The sequence below is a fragment of the Eubacterium sp. MSJ-33 genome, from assembly GCF_022174665.1.
Classification (GTDB): domain Bacteria; phylum Bacillota; class Clostridia; order Lachnospirales; family Lachnospiraceae; genus Coprococcus_C.
In genome coordinates this window covers 105,545-123,060 of record NZ_CP076562.1, presented here as the reverse complement: position 1 = coordinate 123,060, position 17,516 = coordinate 105,545, and the positions used below count along the sequence as shown (strand labels likewise).

At 42.9% G+C, this 17,516-nt stretch carries 15 protein-coding genes; 1 reads left to right on the top strand and 14 read right to left on the bottom strand.

The features are described from left to right. Positions 1-57: 57 nt before the first annotated feature. The 7 genes from KP625_RS00530 to KP625_RS00500 all read right to left on the bottom strand — a co-directional run bounded on the left by KP625_RS00530 (position 58) and on the right by KP625_RS00500 (position 5,914). Positions 58-516, bottom strand: coding sequence for a hypothetical protein (locus KP625_RS00530; RefSeq protein ID WP_238298620.1), 459 nt, complete (start codon positions 514-516; stop codon positions 58-60). A gap of 30 nt (positions 517-546) precedes the next feature. Then, positions 547-963: a hypothetical protein gene (locus KP625_RS00525; RefSeq protein ID WP_238298618.1), complete on the bottom strand. Its 417-nt coding sequence runs from the start codon at positions 961-963 to the stop codon at positions 547-549. 261 nt (positions 964-1,224) lie between these two features. Then, positions 1,225-2,133 carry a tyrosine-type recombinase/integrase gene (locus KP625_RS00520; protein ID WP_238298616.1) on the bottom strand — a complete coding sequence of 303 codons (909 nt, stop codon included), beginning with the start codon at positions 2,131-2,133 and terminating at the stop codon, positions 1,225-1,227. Between the two features lie 233 nt (positions 2,134-2,366). After that, positions 2,367-3,095, bottom strand: coding sequence for a YebC/PmpR family DNA-binding transcriptional regulator (locus tag KP625_RS00515; RefSeq protein ID WP_177969784.1), 729 nt, complete (start codon positions 3,093-3,095; stop codon positions 2,367-2,369). Positions 3,096-3,101: 6 nt separating this feature from the next. After that, entirely contained in the window at positions 3,102-3,932 is an 831-nt protein-coding gene (locus KP625_RS00510) for a hemolysin family protein (RefSeq protein WP_177969783.1), read from the bottom strand. A 17-nt stretch (positions 3,933-3,949) separates the two neighbouring features. Next, positions 3,950-4,291: a type II toxin-antitoxin system PemK/MazF family toxin gene (locus KP625_RS00505; RefSeq protein ID WP_021985263.1), complete on the bottom strand. Its 342-nt coding sequence runs from the start codon at positions 4,289-4,291 to the stop codon at positions 3,950-3,952. Positions 4,292-4,405: 114 nt separating this feature from the next. Continuing rightward, on the bottom strand, positions 4,406-5,914 hold the full coding sequence (locus KP625_RS00500; protein WP_177969782.1) for an NAD(P)H-hydrate dehydratase: 1,509 nt from the start codon (positions 5,912-5,914) through the stop codon (positions 4,406-4,408). 191 nt (positions 5,915-6,105) lie between these two features. Between KP625_RS00500 and KP625_RS00495 the strand changes: the two genes are divergently transcribed. Beyond that, a complete protein-coding gene (locus KP625_RS00495) occupies positions 6,106-7,188 on the top strand; it encodes a lytic transglycosylase domain-containing protein (RefSeq protein ID WP_238298614.1) in 1,083 nt (360 codons plus the stop codon). 198 nt (positions 7,189-7,386) lie between these two features. Here the strand turns inward: KP625_RS00495 and KP625_RS00490 are convergent, their stop codons facing one another. From KP625_RS00490 to KP625_RS00460, 7 genes are all read right to left on the bottom strand, one after another. Continuing rightward, positions 7,387-9,954, bottom strand: a complete 2,568-nt coding sequence (locus KP625_RS00490) for an FHA domain-containing protein (protein ID WP_238298612.1) — start codon at positions 9,952-9,954, stop codon at positions 7,387-7,389. A gap of 67 nt (positions 9,955-10,021) precedes the next feature. Further along, positions 10,022-11,242 carry a cell division protein FtsZ gene (gene ftsZ / locus KP625_RS00485; RefSeq protein WP_238298610.1) on the bottom strand — a complete coding sequence of 407 codons (1,221 nt, stop codon included), beginning with the start codon at positions 11,240-11,242 and terminating at the stop codon, positions 10,022-10,024. A gap of 91 nt (positions 11,243-11,333) precedes the next feature. After that, positions 11,334-12,035, bottom strand: a complete 702-nt coding sequence (locus tag KP625_RS00480; RefSeq protein ID WP_238298608.1) for a cell division protein FtsQ/DivIB — start codon at positions 12,033-12,035, stop codon at positions 11,334-11,336. Positions 12,036-12,062: 27 nt separating this feature from the next. After that, positions 12,063-13,232 carry an FtsW/RodA/SpoVE family cell cycle protein gene (locus tag KP625_RS00475; protein ID WP_177969301.1) on the bottom strand — a complete coding sequence of 390 codons (1,170 nt, stop codon included), beginning with the start codon at positions 13,230-13,232 and terminating at the stop codon, positions 12,063-12,065. 38 nt (positions 13,233-13,270) lie between these two features. Further along, on the bottom strand, positions 13,271-14,638 hold the full coding sequence (gene murD, locus KP625_RS00470; protein ID WP_238298605.1) for a UDP-N-acetylmuramoyl-L-alanine--D-glutamate ligase: 1,368 nt from the start codon (positions 14,636-14,638) through the stop codon (positions 13,271-13,273). A gap of 37 nt (positions 14,639-14,675) precedes the next feature. Further along, entirely contained in the window at positions 14,676-15,626 is a 951-nt protein-coding gene (gene mraY, locus KP625_RS00465) for a phospho-N-acetylmuramoyl-pentapeptide-transferase (protein ID WP_238298603.1), read from the bottom strand. A gap of 41 nt (positions 15,627-15,667) precedes the next feature. After that, on the bottom strand, positions 15,668-17,437 hold the full coding sequence (locus KP625_RS00460) for a peptidoglycan D,D-transpeptidase FtsI family protein (protein ID WP_238298601.1): 1,770 nt from the start codon (positions 17,435-17,437) through the stop codon (positions 15,668-15,670). Positions 17,438-17,516 lie beyond the last annotated feature (79 nt).

The following is a 17,516-nucleotide window of genomic DNA, read 5'->3' as shown; positions in this document are numbered from 1 at the left end:
ACTCTTAACATGATATAACATATCTATATATGATGTTAAATGCATGATCTAATTTCCCTATGCTGCTGTTCCTTCTCTTGATGATTCTAACGAGAATGCTGCGGCAGCAGCATTCTCCTGTCCGATAGTTCTAAATTCCAACGTTGCAACCTCCGGATAGCGATTGAGGAACCAACGCTTGACATACGGATATCGGAATGCCGCACTATGACACTTTGTGCGAATAACCAAATCCTCAAATCCATCCAACACCTTCAACCGCTCTTCAACAGGTTCATGTGTCCAAATATAGTCTCTCATAAAATCGTAGTTCAACCCCTTATATCTCTGCTGTGAGCTATTTTTCTTAATCTGTCTACGAACCACACTGTATTCATGATATGCCGTTCGCGCTTCCTGCAAACACTCGTACTCATATGTACCGAAAATCTCAGCCTGCTTTGCAAACGAAGCATTCATAACAATCTCTCCATGAACCATATCAATTCTTAAACCACTCTTCTTACCCTTACACATACTAAACACCTCTTTCTTTTATTTTTATATTTAAGCTGCTACATTATTTGTTGTATTCTCAAATACATTGCTTTTGTTTTTAGAAAACTCTGCCATTTTCGGATAAGTTTCCAAGAACCATTTTTTCATCTGAGCATATGTATATGGTTTCTCATCCACCTCATCACCTCTTTCGCGTCTATTGCGATACATTTCCATGATAGAACCCTCATCATCATGGTTTTTGATGTACAACTCCATATACTTATATGTCAACCCCTTACAAGTATCCTTGGTTTTCTTAGCCGTTTTCTTAACCGTAATCCGATACTTTGGATAGTCTCTTCTAATCTCCTGCAAAGCCACATACTCTTCTGTTCCATAGTAGCTTGCTGCCTTCTCAAACTTCTTTGTAATCTCAATCACACGATTCTTGTTAATAACCTTAATACCATTCATCTTTTCCATAATTAAATCTCCTTTTCAAAATTGATTTTCTTTTTGTTTACATGTTTATCATATCACTTGGTTCTTCTTTATCAGTCACTTTAATGGTACTGATTTATTATTTGCATTTTGTTTTTTTCTTTTGTTACCTCCTTTTCTGTATCTCTGTTCCTTATGTATTTATAATATCATCCTGCATTCTAAAACAAGTCATTATAATGGCACATGTATATATAAATAAAAAAGAGTGCCTATTAAAATAATAAGCACTCAAAATAATTATCATAAATTTTCTAACGGACTTGTACGAATCGCCATATTGAGGAAATTTTCATCATCCATTGATTGTAGATAAATCTTTGTTATATTGATATTGCTATGCCCCAGCAGCTTCGATAACGTATATAGATCACATCCGTTTCTAAGCTGTGCCTGTGCATAAAAATGTCTACATGTATGCGGACTGATTCTGACACCGTTATGAACCCCTACGCCGGTTCCCGCATCCAATACTAATCTTTCTATTGTTTCAATAGTTAATTTCCTGCCCTTCTGGGAAAGCAGCAAATATTCCGTTTCATATCGAAATTTATCTTTTATATACTGTTCCCGCACTCTAAGATATTTTATCAGATATTTGTTAATCATTGGTGTGATCGGCACAAAGCGTTGTTTATTACCTTTTCCAATAATATTGATATGTGTTCCTTGAATATCGCTCATTTTCAATCCACACAGTTCTGAATTACGAATACCGGTGTCAAAAAGCAATATCATAATCAATTTATTCCGTACATCCAAATATCGACTTCCAGAATAATACGTCACCATATCTCCCACTTCTCTGTCTGAGAATGTATGTATCAATGTGATTGGCTGCTTTTGAAACTTTACTTTATCCATAGGATTTTTAGGTATATATGTTTCATCTACACAATAACTGAAAAAAGCACGGAAACATTTTATCAATCCATTGATGTATGTTTCCTTCAATCCCTTATTCATCAACAATTCAATATAACTCTGAATCATCTGATACAAAACATCCTCCAACATTGTCACTTGATACTCCGATTTCAGATACCGGAACAAAGCCAGATTATTATTCCGATATCCTTTTAATGTCCGATCGCTCAACTTCCGCAAGCGGCAATCAAATAAAAACTCCTTCAAAACATCCTGTAAAATCATATAAAAAAACCTCCTTCTAATTTGTGAATTATATAAACCAAATTAGAAAGAGGCATCTCATTTGTACATCCATCATTCAATCTATCTTTTTTCCTTTTGTTTATCATCACTGAGCGATTTTTTCACTCAATTTTGATTAAAAAAGTTGTTAAAAAGTTGATGAAAAGATGTTAAAAAACGTTGAAAACACGTTGTTTTTTCGTTCTTTTGTTGTATAAAAATTGCTACTCTTTTTACTCATCCCAGTTGTGGTACACGTCCTGGACGTCGTCATCCATTTCAAGCATATCAAGGATGCGGTTCATCTTCTTGATGTCATCCTCAGATGTAAGCTCTACGTAGTTCTGCGGAATCATTGTAACGTCTGCCTCAGCCATCGGGATATTCTCTTTCTCAAGGGCTTCACGTACAGCAGTGAACTCTTCCGGAGAAGTTAAAATCTCAAAGCTGTCTTCTTCCTCATTGAAGTCTTCTGCACCTGCATCAAGTGCGATCATCATCAGATCATCTGCGTCCATATCGCAGTCCTCTTTCGCGATGATAATCTGTCCCTTCTCATCAAACATATAAGATACACAACCTGTGGTTCCGACATTTCCGCCACCCTTTGTGAATGCATTTCTTACATTGGATGCTGTACGGTTCTTGTTATCTGTAAGCGCATTTACGATAATTGCAGTTCCGCTTGGACCATAGCCTTCATATGTAATCGTTACATAGTTTACGGAATTTGCATCACCGGCTGCCTTCTTGATACCGCGATCGATCGTGTCGTTTGGCATATTATTTGCTTTTGCCTTTGCAATGACATCACGCAACTTGCTATTGTTCGCCGGATCCGGTCCACCTTCCTTTACGGCAACTGCGATCTCACGACCAATAATCGTAAATACTTTTCCTTTTGCAGCGTCGTTTTTCTCTTTCTTGTGCTTAATGTTCGCAAATTTTGAATGTCCTGACATTGTTTGTTACTCCTCTTCCTTTAGTTTCGTAATTTTAACAGTGATAATCCTGTTATCTTCTATTTTTACCGGGATAAATTCATATCCCTGATATTCTATCTTAAAGGATTCACCCTCTTCCGGCAACCGTCCATGCTCATAGAGCAAAAATCCATTTACCGTCTCGAAATCCTCATCGGGAAATTCGATTCCAAGCAGATCCTCCAGATCTTCTAACGTTGCTCCGCCATCGACCAGATATTCGTCCTCGGACTTTTTCTGAATCTCCTCCGGCTGTTCCTCATCGTGTTCATCCAATATATTTCCGACAATCTCTTCTAAGATGTCCTCCATCGTGACAATACCCTCAGTCTGACCGTATTCGTCCACCACGACTGCCATATGAATCTTCTCACGTTGCATCCGCTGTAAAAGCTCTGACACATCCTTCGTCGGATGTGTGACAATTGCCTTATCAACAATTCCCGCAATCGGTGATTTTGGATCTTTCATATACACCGCGATCAGATCTTTGATATGTACAAGTCCGATGATATTATCCAAATCCTCCTCATAAACCGGATATCTTGAAAAACTATTTTCGACTGCAAGCTGCAACGCCTGCTCCACCGTCTGGGTGTTCTCTACGGCAACAATCTTCTGCCGCGGTGTCATGATATCCTTCGCTTCTTTATCTCCGAATTCAAAGATATTGTTAATAAGCTCCATCTCGCCTTCTTCGATCAAGCCTTGTTCATGTCCTTCCTCAACCATGGAAAGAATCTCTTCTTCTACTTTGTCTTCGTCCACCTTCTTCGAAAAAAACTTCCGAAAACCACTGGGGCCACTCTGTGACATAGTTATTGTTTCTCCTTTTATAATTCTAAGCTGATACGCAACGCCTCATTCACGCGGCGAATAATCGTATTGTCCAGATGACAGACTTTTTCTTTCAGTCTCTGTTTGTCAATCGTGCGCACCTGTTCTAACAGTATAACAGAATCCTTGGCAATATCGCAATACCTGGAATCAAGTTCTACATGCGTTGGAAGCTTTGCCTTGTGCATCTGCGACGTGATTGCCGCAATAATCACAGTGGAACTGTATTTGTTTCCCGCTTCATTTTGAATAATAAGTACCGGGCGGACACCACCCTGTTCAGATCCTACGACCGGGCGCAGGTCTGCATAATAAATATCTCCACGTCTGATAATCAATGCCATCACACTCCTATTGTTGTTCAAACTATTACAAGTATTTCCAACAATTCTTCTGTGTATGCAACCATTTAAAACTATATTATCAAACTGTGTATTCTTCCAGCCTTTATTTTACTCTGCTGCTTCCTTCGCTAAAATCTGCTCGATGCTTCGTACAATATCTCCGGCAATCATGCTGTACTGTCCCTTTTCTTCTGCGGCAGCCTGCCCTGCCATCCCATGCATGCAGACACCAAGTTTTGTCGCTTCAAACCGATCCATTCCCTGTGCCAGAAGACCTGCGATTATTCCGGTTAACACATCACCGGATCCGCCTGTTGCCATGCCGTTCGTACCTGTTATATTAATATATGCCTGAAGCCCACCATCGGACACCACCGTACGCGCATCTTTTAATGCAACGACCACATTATGGCGCTTGGCAAACTCTCTTGCAAGATCGTATTTGTTCGCCTTGATATCTGTCACTGACTGATTCGTAAGTCTTGACATCTCCATCAGATGAGGTGTCAGGATCAGCTTCGAATGCATCGTCTCAAACAAATCCATATGCTCGGATAACACATTGATACCATCGGCATCTAAAACAACTGTACCATCGAAGCTTCGAAGTACCTTGTCAACCAGATACTGTGCCGCCTCCCCGGTTCCAAGTCCCGGACCTAACACAAGCACATCTGCCCAGCCCATGACCATCTTCATCGCACTGCGCATCGTGTCGATATCATCTTCTCTGTATGTCGTAAGCAATGCCTCCGGAAGTCTCGACTGGATAATCTCGCGATTTTCCTCTACGGTGCACACGCGCACCAGTCCACAGCCCATACGGTAAGCAGCCTCTGCGGAAAACAGTGCCGCACCTGCCATATTCTTGCTGCCCGCGATGATTCCGACCTTACCGTAGGTTCCTTTGTGGGAATCCCTTTTTCTATGTGGAAGCAGTTCTTCTGCATCCTTTGCATCATAGGTGTATAACCGCGGCTCTACAAAATCAATCGCCTGCTTCGGGAACCCGATATCCACCACAGATACTTCTCCTGCGTACTCATATCCCATACCCATGAGAAGTCCGAGCTTCATCAGGCCAAATGTCACAGTCGCATCCGCATGAAACGCCGTACCGAGCAGGAACCCGGTTGTCGCATCGATTCCAGATGGTACATCAATGGCTAACTTATAACCATCCATATCATTTAATGCCTTGATCACTTCTGCCTGCTTACCCATCACGGCACGTGACAGACCTACACCGAAGATGCCGTCGATAATCACATCATATCCGGCATTCACAAGCTCATCCACAAACTTCATATTCAGCTTCTTGGCAATCGCATACTGTGCATCAAAACCGGTACTGGCTGACTTCAATCCGTCTACCCAGTAGATCTCGACATCATATCCTTCCATCATGAGGATTCTTCCGGCTGCGATTCCATCTCCACCATTATTTCCGCTCTCAACTACGATCAGGACATGCGCACCTGCCGGGAACCGTTCCTTGACATGCTCCGCGATCCGGAGTGCCGCACGCTCCATCAGTACGAGCTGTGGAATTCCTATTACATTGGTTGTAAATTCATCAATTCTGAACACTTCCTGTCCAGTTGCAATGTATCTCATTTCTTCGTCCCCCGAATTGACTAAGTATATAGGCATTTTACCCCAATTGTCGCATAAATACAATATCCGGTTTTGGAATCCCTATTTTCTCTGCATTTCCCCTACATTTTTGTCGATTTTCGCCTTGACAATTCTTAGGAACTAAGTTACTTTTGAAGTATCTATAAAGGACACGAAGGGAGGAAGGAATCATGGTATTTATCGAAGGTGTTGGTTATGTGAACGACAGCAGTGCCGTTGCAGTTCCGAATCGTACCCAGGCAGTATCGGAAACAACAACGAAATTTGATGGTATGCTTCGCACAGAGACGGATAAATTGAATCAGGCATCCATCACAACAAACCTTGATTCCATTTTCAAAGAAGCCGCAGATAAATATGGCGTGTCTGAACGTCTCTTAAAAGCAATTGCCTATACAGAGTCCGGTTTTCAATCAAACATTACCTCCTCTTCGGGTGCAATGGGAATCATGCAGCTCATGCCAAGCACAGCAAGCGCATATGGGGTATCTGATCCTTACGATGCCTACCAGAATATCATGGGAGGCGCAGCCGTCTTAAAGGATCTTCTGAATATGTTTCAAGGAAACCAGTCGCTTGCGATTGCAGGCTATAATGCCGGATGTGGCAATGTAAAAAAATATGGCGGCATACCACCATATACAGAAACACAGAACTATGTTGCTAAGGTGACGAGTCTGATGCAGACCGGTGTATCAGTTCCGGCAAACACAGTCACCGTAACTCCTTCCGCAAATACCGCTTTCAATACCCAAACGGCAACAGGCGGAAATTTCAATACAACTAACGAAACCACGGTTTCCGCAGAAACAGCGAAAAAAAATGCGGAAATCGTCGCAGAGATTAAAGAGATCATCTCTGCCATTTCCACACTTACGGCAAATCAAAGCACATATTCAAATACATATTTACAGAGCGGACTTTCTGCATTAAACGGAACATCCGCTTCCGATTTCAGTGCAGGCAGTCTGCTTTCCTCCTATGGGAATCCGATTTCTACGATTCTGTCATCCTTGCAGAATGTAGATACAACGGACACTGACAGCCTGCAAAAGGTATTATCCTATGCAGAATACCAGTTACTCACCAGTCACTATGCGAACATGGTTGATATCATCTCCGTCCTCGGCAGCACAAGCTTAAGCTCTGACAGTGATTCGGACGACTCCCTGTCGCATCTATTCGAACTTGCGACACAGCAAAATATGCGTAAAGTCATAAACGTCATGGGGAATTCTACTTCCCTTCTATAAAATACAAAGAGTTGGTTGTCCATTCAATTCTACGCAGACGTGCTCCCGCTCGGTTCAGCACGTAGCGGTACTAAATTCGTGCTTCGCGCTCATTAAGTACCGACGTGCTTCAACGGTCTGCTTTAGAATATGAATGAAACAACCAACTCTTTTTACACTTTACAGGGAAACAAATCCCCCTTATCTTATTCTATTCTGTTATCTCTGTTCATCTTTCAATTTTCGTAACACTAACACACTGATTCCTGCGCACAGAAATGTTGAACCATACAGAATCAGCCATGCACGGGCAGTTCTTGCCTTCGAGCGAACATACATCTTGTTTTCTTCTGTCTCAGCAGCTTCATATTCTGCCTCGATTGTCTGTGGCTCTGATGTATACTCTTCGAATGTCTGCGGATTATTCGCTAATGCGGAATATGTCTCAACCGCATCCTGTAATTCATTGATCTGTGCATCATAAGCTTCCTGCATCTCTGCAATCGCATCATTACAGGTAGCTACAAGATCGTCAAACTGTTCTTCCACGCTGTCACTCTCTTCCTGTCCGGGTGGCTCTAATTCGTTCAGATTGCAAGTGCTTCCAATGGATTCCATCGCCCAGCGTGAGAATGTCACGTAGGAAATCTTGTCCGTTGCACCTGTCAATTCAAACAATATACCCGAGAATATAAGCTGGATGATAAGCACAAATGGAGCAATCGCCATCGCACGGTCTGCACTCTTCGTAATCGACGAAAGCAGCAAACCCATGCCTGCCGATGCATAGATTGTGAGGAAAATAAGCACAATCATCTCTACTGTCGCATTAGATATAATTACACCCTTGCAGCTTGGTGTTCCCTTTACCAGTACAAATGTTACAACCAGTATCACAGCCTGAATCAGAGAGATCACGCCCTGCACAATATACTTGGAAAGCATATATATCGGCAGTTTCAGATTTCCCATATACTCTCGTTTCAGAATAACACGTTCTTTATTGACCTCCTGAATTGTATTCAGAAGCCCCATCCAGATACCTCCACTCATCAAAGTGAAAAGAATCGACTGTGTCTCTGTGAATTTCTCATAGATGCCGGTACCCGCAACCAAAGTCAAAAGCAATCCGATAATGAGCGGCTGTCCAAAAATAAGTGCCAGTCTCTGCATATCATTCATGATCAGGGTTGTATATCGGCGAGTCAGAATTCCAAGCTGTGCAAATCCATTCACCTTTCTCGGTTTGATTGGCTCTCCACCTTCCTGCGAAGCATGTACATTCACCGGATTGATACCAGACATTCTGAATTTTGTTTCCCAGCCCTTTGGATCTGCCGTAATAATATCATAGACCTTTACCAGATCATCCGTCCGGAAGAAATCTTTAATTCCCGCCGGACTGCCACAATAGCAAAGTCTTCCACCATATCCCATAATGATGACTTTATCACACAGGTCAAGATTATTGATCGTATGGGTAACCATAACGATTGTCTTCTCCTGTTCCTTGGAAAGCTTGGAAAGCGTCCGCATCAAATGTTCTTCTGTTCCCGGATCAAGTCCGGATGTTGGCTCGTCCAGGAAGAAAAGTCCCGGGTTTGCCAGAAGTTCTACTGCAATACTCGCACGTTTTTTCTGACCTCCGGACAAACGGCGGATATAAGTATCCTTGTGTTCAGACAGCTCCACCATCCCAAGCACTTCTTCAATCCGTTCATCGATTTCTGCATTGCTTGTATCCTGCGGCATCTTCATCTTCGCTGTATAGTAAAGCATCTTCTTCAGCGTGATATTCTCATAAATGATATCCTGCTGTGGCACAAATCCTATGATATTTTTGAGTGTCTGGAAATTCTCCCGCAAATTCGTTCCATTGCAATATACCTGTCCGGTGACCTTCGAATCAAATCCACTCATTGCCGTCATAAGTGTTGTCTTTCCGGCACCGGATCCACCGATAATTGCGACAAATTCATTCGGCTGTATACTCAGACTGACCTTATCAAGTATCGTCTTTTTACCGCCCTTTGCCGGAACATCCTTGTTCAGGTCATGAATTTCCAGCGCAATACCTTCCGGATTCACCTTATAATACAGAACATCCCCATCATAAATAAATGTGGTATTCAATATTGTAAAGATATCTTTATTAGACAGACAGTAAGGCTTTACAATCCGGCTGCCATTCACAAATACACCATTTGTTGAGCCGTTATCAAATACATAATATTGATTTTGAACCTTACGAATACCTGCATGATATCTGGAAACCGCAACGTTCTTTATACGGATATCACAATCTGCGGCACGGCCAATACTGTTATCACCATCATGCAGAGAATACGTCTTCCAACGTCCATCTTTCTGTCTGCCATTGTACAGAAATAAAACCGGATCAATCCCATCCATTGAGTGATTCGTTCCGAGGCGGATGATCATATCCCTGCCATCTCCACCATAATACTGTTCCGGTGTCATCTGTATGAACTGCGTACCATATGCAATATAGGAACCATTTGAGCTATGATTATCCCGCACATAGAATCTGCCCTGCTGCAGATAGATGTCTCCATGATTTCCGGACACAATGCCGGAATTTAAACGAATACTGTTGTTCTCGCTTCTTCCAAATGTATAAGAACCATCCTGAAACTTCGTAAGATCATACTCTTTGATTCCATTTCCATCCACTATTACAAGTGAGCTTTTATCTGTTGTATTTTTCTGGTATTGCTGCAGCATTGATTCGTCAAACAATACCGTTCTCTCGTCTCTGTCTCCCATATATCCTCCCCGACACTATAAGAAAAAGGACTGTTGTCTATACAACAGTCCCTCTTGTTCCTGTTAACTATCCACGCTTGAGGAAATCCGGAATTTTAATCCCACCGCCCGCTGTCTCTCTCTTTGCAGGAGCCGGCTTTGCTGCACTTGAAATATCAGCACTTACTGTCGGCTTTACTGATGGAGTTGACATAAAGGATGGCTTTGTTGCCGTTCCCATAGGCTTCACACTTGTGATTGGCTGACTCGCATATGTAGGAGTCTTACCAACCGGTGCAACCGTCGGCTTTACAGCAGAAGGCTTTGCAGGATTCTGCATAACCGGCTGTGTTGCCGCATTGTCCTCAATACCTGTTGCGATGATTGTGATACATACATCTTCACCCATCACATCATTATCTACAGTACCAAATATAATATTTGCGCCATCACCGGCAACCTCTGTCAGGTATGTGATTGCATCGTATGCTTCTACGATACCGATATTTCCTGAGAAGTTTACAATAATATCGCTTGCGCCACTGACTGTTGTCTCCAGCAATGGGCTGTCCATAGCAGACTTGATTGCATCTACAGCCTTGTTATCACCACTTGCACGACCGATACCGATATGAGCGACACCCTTGTCACGCATAACAGTCTGAATATCTGCAAAGTCAAGGTTGATAAGACCCGGCTTGTTGATCAGATCCGTTACGCCCTGTACACCCTGCTGTAATACCTCGTCTGCTTTCTTCAAAGCTTCCGGAATACTTGTACGCTTATCGCAGATCTGTAACAGCTTGTCATTTGGAATAACGATCAATGTATCAACGTTTTCTTTTAACTTTGCAATACCATTGATGGCATTGTTCATACGAGGCTTACCCTCGAAAGAGAATGGCTTTGTTACAACACCGACTGTCAGGATTCCAAGATTTCTTGCGATCTCTGCAACAACCGGAGCAGCACCTGTACCGGTACCACCACCCATACCGCATGTAACGAATACCATATTGGCATCCTTCATGATATCGGTAATCTCTTCTCTGTTCTCCTCCACTGCATTGGCTCCGATCTCAGGCTTTGCACCTGCACCGAGTCCTTTTGTCAGCTTCTCACCAATCTGAATCTTTGTTGTTGCACGATTCTGTGACAGGATCTGCTTGTCTGTGTTGATTGCAATCAGCTCAACACCTTCCACATTCTCATCAATCATTCTGTTTACTGCATTGTTACCAGCTCCACCTACACCAATCACAAGGATTCTTGCAGGGGTTTTCTCGTCATTCGATTTTATTTCAAGCAAGGTCTTTTCCTCCTTTATTCTTTTTGCGCATTATTATCCTATATAATATAGGTTTTTGTTGAAATAATCAATAGGTTTACGTAAAATTTACTTATTTTTTGCTAAAGCTCGCAGTTGCATTTTCGGAATCAAAGTCTTTCATATACAATGTTCCGGACATACCTTCCAGATTTTTCAGTATGTTGCCCAGATTCATCATCTGAACCGCCAGATATTCCCCCTCTCCCAGTTCGATTGTGATGCCTCCATGTTGGAGAACAATTTCATTTTCAGCGGTGAACTTGATACCGTCAATCTCTAAGCCGTATTTTTCCACCAACTGCGTGATAGTCAGTATTGTCTGGAATTTCTTATCATCATCGCTCGGCAGTTTCTTCCCTATATTCCACTCTGTAAAGCTAAGACCTTTGATGAGCGGTACACTGCCAACCCGTTTTTTTGATGCGTCCAATACTATACCATCTTTATCAAAATACACATAGTCGCCTTTGTATAATACGCAGCCGGCTATGGATTTTTCGTACACTGTCACGGTAACCGTGTTTTTATCTGTAATCTCGAGATCCATTTTACTTACAAACTGAATATCCCCGATCTTATTCAATTTATTCTTCATGTATAACAACAATGTATTGTCAAGCGGAGCTTCTGCCTTCATCGCATCACTGACCGACTGTGTATTTACAACTTCACAGCCCTCCACCTGTACCTTGTCCACGGTCCAGGTAGACAGATACAGAAGTGTTCCTGCTATCAACACAAGTATGAATAATATAATCCAATGTTTCTTCAAAACGATTCTCCTTCTGCAGCTATGTACTTATCTCTGCCGCTGCATCTGTATTTCCTCCCGGGTCGGTGCTTCATATGGAAGCATCTGTCTTGATACACTCAGAACAAATCCCATCTCAACCATCAGGAACGCCAGTGATGTACCACCATAACTGATAAACGGAAGCGGAACACCGGTATTCGGGATTACATTCGTAACAACACCTATGTTAATAATCATCTGCACAGCGATATGCGTCATAACACCCGTTACAACAAGTGCGCCATACCGGTCTCTGGCATGGTTTGCAATGTATCGAAGCTGTACGATCAGCATTACAAATAACGCAATGACACAAAGTGCCCCAAACAAACCAAGCTCCTCACAGATAATAGCGAAAATCATATCATTGTGTGACTCCGGCAGGAAACCAAGTTTCTGAATACTCTGCCCTAGACCTTTCCCAAACAGTCCTCCGGAACCAATTGCATACAAAGACTGCATTGTCTGGTATCCGGAATCGCTCGTTTCCGGATGCATCCATGCATCAATTCGATCCCCACGATAACCGACCGTTGTGATAAGAAGTACACCGGCAGCTGCCAATGCCACAACCGGCATAACCAGAATCTTGTAATCCGGACATGCCACAAATATAATTACCAGCATGATTGCCACACAGACAACCGCCGTACTTAAATTCTCTTTTGCAATCAGGCCTGCACTGATGATACATGGTGCGATCAATCTCAGAATTCCCTGATAAGATTTCAGGTAATTCGGATGCTTCACACATGCACTTGGCAGATACAGAATAATCAACAGTTTTACAATCTCGGATGGCTGTAACTGGACGCCCGCAACTTCAATCCAACGCTGGGAGCCATGTGAAGATACACCAAGCACCAGAGCAATACCCGCACAGACGATCATCGCTGTTACGATCAGCCGCTGCATCATCGGCTTTTTATAAAACTGATAATTTAAACAGGATATCAGCATCATTACAATGATGCCCGCCAATCCAATCGCGCCCTGACGCATCGCAAAATATCCGCTGGAAAGTCCGGAAAGTGTCGCACGATACGCGCTCGCACTGTACACCATCATGACACCGAATGCCAGCAGCACAACAATCAGGAAAATTGTCTGATAGTCGATATATCCGCCTGTCGCGAATATTTTATTCTTTTTCAATTTTCTTCTGCCATATGCCATAGCCAAGACTCTCCTGCCTTTTATTCCATTGCACGATCTTATGAAAGCGCATTTACATATTCCTTGAACATATCTCCGCGCTGTTCGTAATTATCAAACATCCCCCAGCTTGCGCATGCCGGTGAAAGAAGTACCGCATCCCCCGGTTCAGCATGTGCATGACAATATTCCACAACCTGTTTCAAATCATCCATCATGACAATACTCTCAAATCCATGCTTTCTTGCACAGTCCGCAATATCCTGTGCCGTCTGTCCGATCAGAAGCAGACATTTCACTTTACCGTCAAAACTTTCAATCCACTCGTCATAAGTGGACTTCTTATCATAACCACCACCGATCAGATAAGTCGGACGAACCATCGACTGGATTGCCTTGATTGCCGCATCCGGATTTGTTCCCTTTGAATCATTGTAATAATTTACATCATTTACCGTACGCACATATTCGATTCGATGTGCTACACCCTTAAATGCACCACAGGTCTTACGGATTGTTGTGATATCCGCACCCATATAATAGGAAATAGCAACTGCCGCAAGAAGATTTTCCACATTGTGATCACCCAGAAGCCGGAACTCGGAAAGCGGCATCACATAGATCTCCTTGCCATCTTCCCGGATTACAACTGCACCGTCCTTGACAATCACGCCGGACTCTAATTCCTTTTTATGGCTGAACAAGATTACCGTTGCCGGAACTTTGTCGATACGCTTCACCGTCTCAGGATCATCGTAATTCATCACAGCGTAATCCTCTTTTGTCTGGTTCTTCGTGATATCGAGCTTACAGTTTGCATAATTTTCAAATGTATAATGCCGGTTCAAATGATCCGGTGTAATATTCAGTATTGCGCTCACATGTGGGCGGAATGTATGAATCGTCTCTAACTGGAAGCTGCTGATCTCGGCGACCGTAACCGAATCCGCACTGCTTTTGTCAGACAGACTTGTGTATGGGATTCCGATATTTCCTACGACAAATGTTTTCTCGTTATAAGCTTTCATGATCTCGCCAACGAGTGTTGTCGTTGTTGTCTTTCCGTTTGTACCTGTAATAGCTGCCACTGTACCCTTCTCGTAAGTATATGCAAGCTCGATCTCACTCCATACCGGAATTCCTGCCTCTTTTACTTTGAGTGCAAATGGTGCATCAACCGGGATGCCCGGACTTATAACCATACAGGAAATATCTGCAAGCAATTCGTCAGTCAATGCGCCAAGCCAGATTGTCAAAGCCTCCGGTTTCTTATCAAACCCAAGTTTTTCAAGGATTACTGTTTCTGTGAGTGTTCCCTTCGGGTTCTCATCAAACAGTACAACCTGCTCTCCATTTCGAAGAAGCTGCTCACTTGCACAGATTCCACTTTTTCCTGCTCCTGCAACTAATACTTTCTTATCGAACATCGTTTTCCCTCTTTTCTCTATCTAACGTCTAACATTCCTAAATTGCCAGAATACCGATCAGACATAAAATCGTTGTCACAATCGAGAAGATTGCTACAACCTTTGTCTCCGGCCATCCGCAAAGTTCAAAATGATGATGGATCGGTGCCATCTTAAATACACGCTTTCCGGTTGTCTTGAAGCTTACAACCTGAATGATAACAGAAAGCACTTCTGCCAGATAAATAAACGCAACAATCAATATAATGAGCGGCATCTGCAGCATATATGCTGTCGACGCGACAAATCCGCCTAACGCAAGTGATCCGGTATCTCCCATGAACACACGCGCCGGGTAGACATTGTATACCAAAAATCCAAGCAGACTACCAACAACTGCACAGGCAATCGGTGTTACACCAGAGCCTGCTGCGATAGCTGCAATTGCAAAAAAGGTTGCGATCAATACGGTAACAGATGATGCCAGACCATCCAGACCATCTGTGAAGTTCGCTCCGTTCGCTGTACCAAGCATAACAAAGAACATCAATGGATAGTAAACCCATCCAAGATCAACGACCTTATGTGTAAACGGAATAATCATCGTTGTGCCAAGATCGGTATATGCATGAATATAATAAGCAAAAACTCCAGTTACGAGAAACTGTCCCAGCATCTTCTGCCATGCACGAAGTCCAAGCGACCGCTTCATAACAACTTTGATAAAATCATCCAGAAAACCAACCAATCCGAATCCCAGGGTTGCAAAAAGAATCGGCACAATCTCCTTATGATCCTTGATGTAAAAGAGCGACGTGATCACGATACTGAACAGGATGATCAAACCACCCATAGTCGGAGTTCCCGACTTTTTCAGATGCGATTCCGGTCCATCGTCACGCACAAACTGTCCGAATTTTAATTTCTTCAAGAATGGAATAATGATCGGACTTAAGATCACACTCACACCAAATGCTATCAATGCTGGAACAATTATGTCGTACTTCATAACTTCTCTCCTTTATCAAGCCATCGCTTGTATTGTAATATTTAAAACACAGCATCGTCGATGCTGAATGTCTGCGTTGTCTCCTCCTCTGCGTTCTCGTCCTTGTAAATGCCGAGATATGGCAGAATGTTGTCGTATATCTCACCTACGACCGGTGCCGCAATCGTTCCACCATAGTAGATACCCTGCGGTTCGTCAATCAATATCAAAGTCATAACCTGAGGATCGTCAGCAGGTGAAAAGCCAAGGAAGGAAGATATATATCGCTTCTCACTTCTCGGAAATTTCTCACTGGTTGCTGTCTTGCCACCAATCGAGTATCCGGCGATATATGCACGGTGTCCGGTGCCTTCCGCAACAACTGCTTCAAGCAGATCTTTCATTGTTTCACTTGTTGTCTCACTGACTGCCCCTGTTTTCGTCTCATATTTCAAGACCTCGGTTATGTTATTATTTTCATCTGTCGTATACACACCAAAATGAGGTGTGACAAGATTTCCTCCATTTACAACCGCGGATGCTGCCCGCATCAACTGCAATGGTGTAATCTGAAACGTTTGACCAAATGACATCGTTGCAAGCTCGACCGGGCCAACATTTTCCTTCTTATGAAAGATAGAATTTGCTTCACCCGGCAGATCCACTCCGGTCTTTTCAAACAATCCAAGCGCCTGTAATCCCTGATAGAAACCCTCAACACCGATACGTTCTCCTACCTGCATAAAGACCGGATTGCAGGAATTCATGATTCCATCCCGGAAGGTTTCTGCACCATGTCCGGCTACTTTGTGACACTTGATTCTTCGATCCTCCACGATATGATAGCCCGGGCAGTAAAACTGGTCATCGACCTGCAGTACTCCCTTCTCAAAAGCAGTTGTTGCAGTCACGATCTTAAAAGTTGAACCCGGTTCATACGTATCGCTGATACAATAGTTTCTCCACATCTGGTTCCGCATATCCTGCGTTACCTCTTCGTCCGTTTCATAATTCAATGTAAACGGCTCATTCAAGTTATATTCCGGCACATCTGCGAGTGCATAGATCTCTCCGTTTTGCGGATTCATCACAATAATACACACGCGTTTTGCCTGTTTTTTCTCCAGCACTTCCATCGCTTTCTGCGTAATATATTGCTGGATATTTATATCTATGGACGTGACAAGATTTTCTCCGGCTGTGCCTTCCACTCTTCTCTCCGCCATATTTTCTACTTCAATGCCCCGGGCATTCGTTACAGTATTGATACTGCCCGCTTCGCCCATCAGCAGATCATCATAGGATACTTCCAACCCGACAATCCCCTGATTGTCGCTTCCGGTAAATCCCAACACATGAGAAGCCAGTGTACTATATGGATAATACCGTTTGTAATCCTCATCGATCATCACCCCTGCCAGATTCATCTCCCGGATTTCATCCGCCAGTTCCTTGTCCACATTGCTTTTGATTTTTTCACGCACGGATCGTTTTTCCACACGTTTTCGAACATCTTCTTCCGGCAGATCCAGCTTTTCACTTAAGATCTGTATTACCGTTTCAGGATCTTCGATCTGATTATAAATTACCGATATGGAACATACCGCTTGATTCCCGGCAAGTATTACACCATTTCGATCATAGATATTCCCGCGTTTTGCCTTGATGCTTCGCTCGCGCTCCTGCACCGCCCGCGCCCGATATCCATAATCCTCCGCCTGCACTGTCATAATGCAGACAAGCTTCACCGTTATTATAGTCAATAATGTGAAAAATGCAATCTCTACGACCAATAATCGTTTGCGATGGGAACTCGTAAAAATAAGCTGCATACGCGTCTTTGCCCAATTTTCATTTTATAAAAATGTATTCATAGGCGTCAGAATCTATACCTTTTTTCTATCTTTAACA

Coding starts and splice junctions, on each gene's coding strand:
- KP625_RS00530 (WP_238298620.1), bottom strand. CDS start 516: ATGTGTAAGGGTAAGAAGAGTGGTTTAAGAATTGATATGGTTCATGGA.
- KP625_RS00525 (WP_238298618.1), bottom strand. CDS start 963: ATGGAAAAGATGAATGGTATTAAGGTTATTAACAAGAATCGTGTGATT.
- KP625_RS00520 (WP_238298616.1), bottom strand. CDS start 2,133: ATGATTTTACAGGATGTTTTGAAGGAGTTTTTATTTGATTGCCGCTTG.
- KP625_RS00515 (WP_177969784.1), bottom strand. CDS start 3,095: ATGTCAGGACATTCAAAATTTGCGAACATTAAGCACAAGAAAGAGAAA.
- KP625_RS00510 (WP_177969783.1), bottom strand. CDS start 3,932: ATGTCACAGAGTGGCCCCAGTGGTTTTCGGAAGTTTTTTTCGAAGAAG.
- KP625_RS00500 (WP_177969782.1), bottom strand. CDS start 5,914: ATGAGATACATTGCAACTGGACAGGAAGTGTTCAGAATTGATGAATTT.
- KP625_RS00495 (WP_238298614.1), top strand. CDS start 6,106: ATGGTATTTATCGAAGGTGTTGGTTATGTGAACGACAGCAGTGCCGTT.
- KP625_RS00490 (WP_238298612.1), bottom strand. CDS start 9,954: ATGGGAGACAGAGACGAGAGAACGGTATTGTTTGACGAATCAATGCTG.
- KP625_RS00475 (WP_177969301.1), bottom strand. CDS start 13,232: ATGGCATATGGCAGAAGAAAATTGAAAAAGAATAAAATATTCGCGACA.
- murD (WP_238298605.1), bottom strand. CDS start 14,638: ATGTTCGATAAGAAAGTATTAGTTGCAGGAGCAGGAAAAAGTGGAATC.
- mraY (WP_238298603.1), bottom strand. CDS start 15,626: ATGAAGTACGACATAATTGTTCCAGCATTGATAGCATTTGGTGTGAGT.
- KP625_RS00460 (WP_238298601.1), bottom strand. CDS start 17,437: ATGCAGCTTATTTTTACGAGTTCCCATCGCAAACGATTATTGGTCGTA.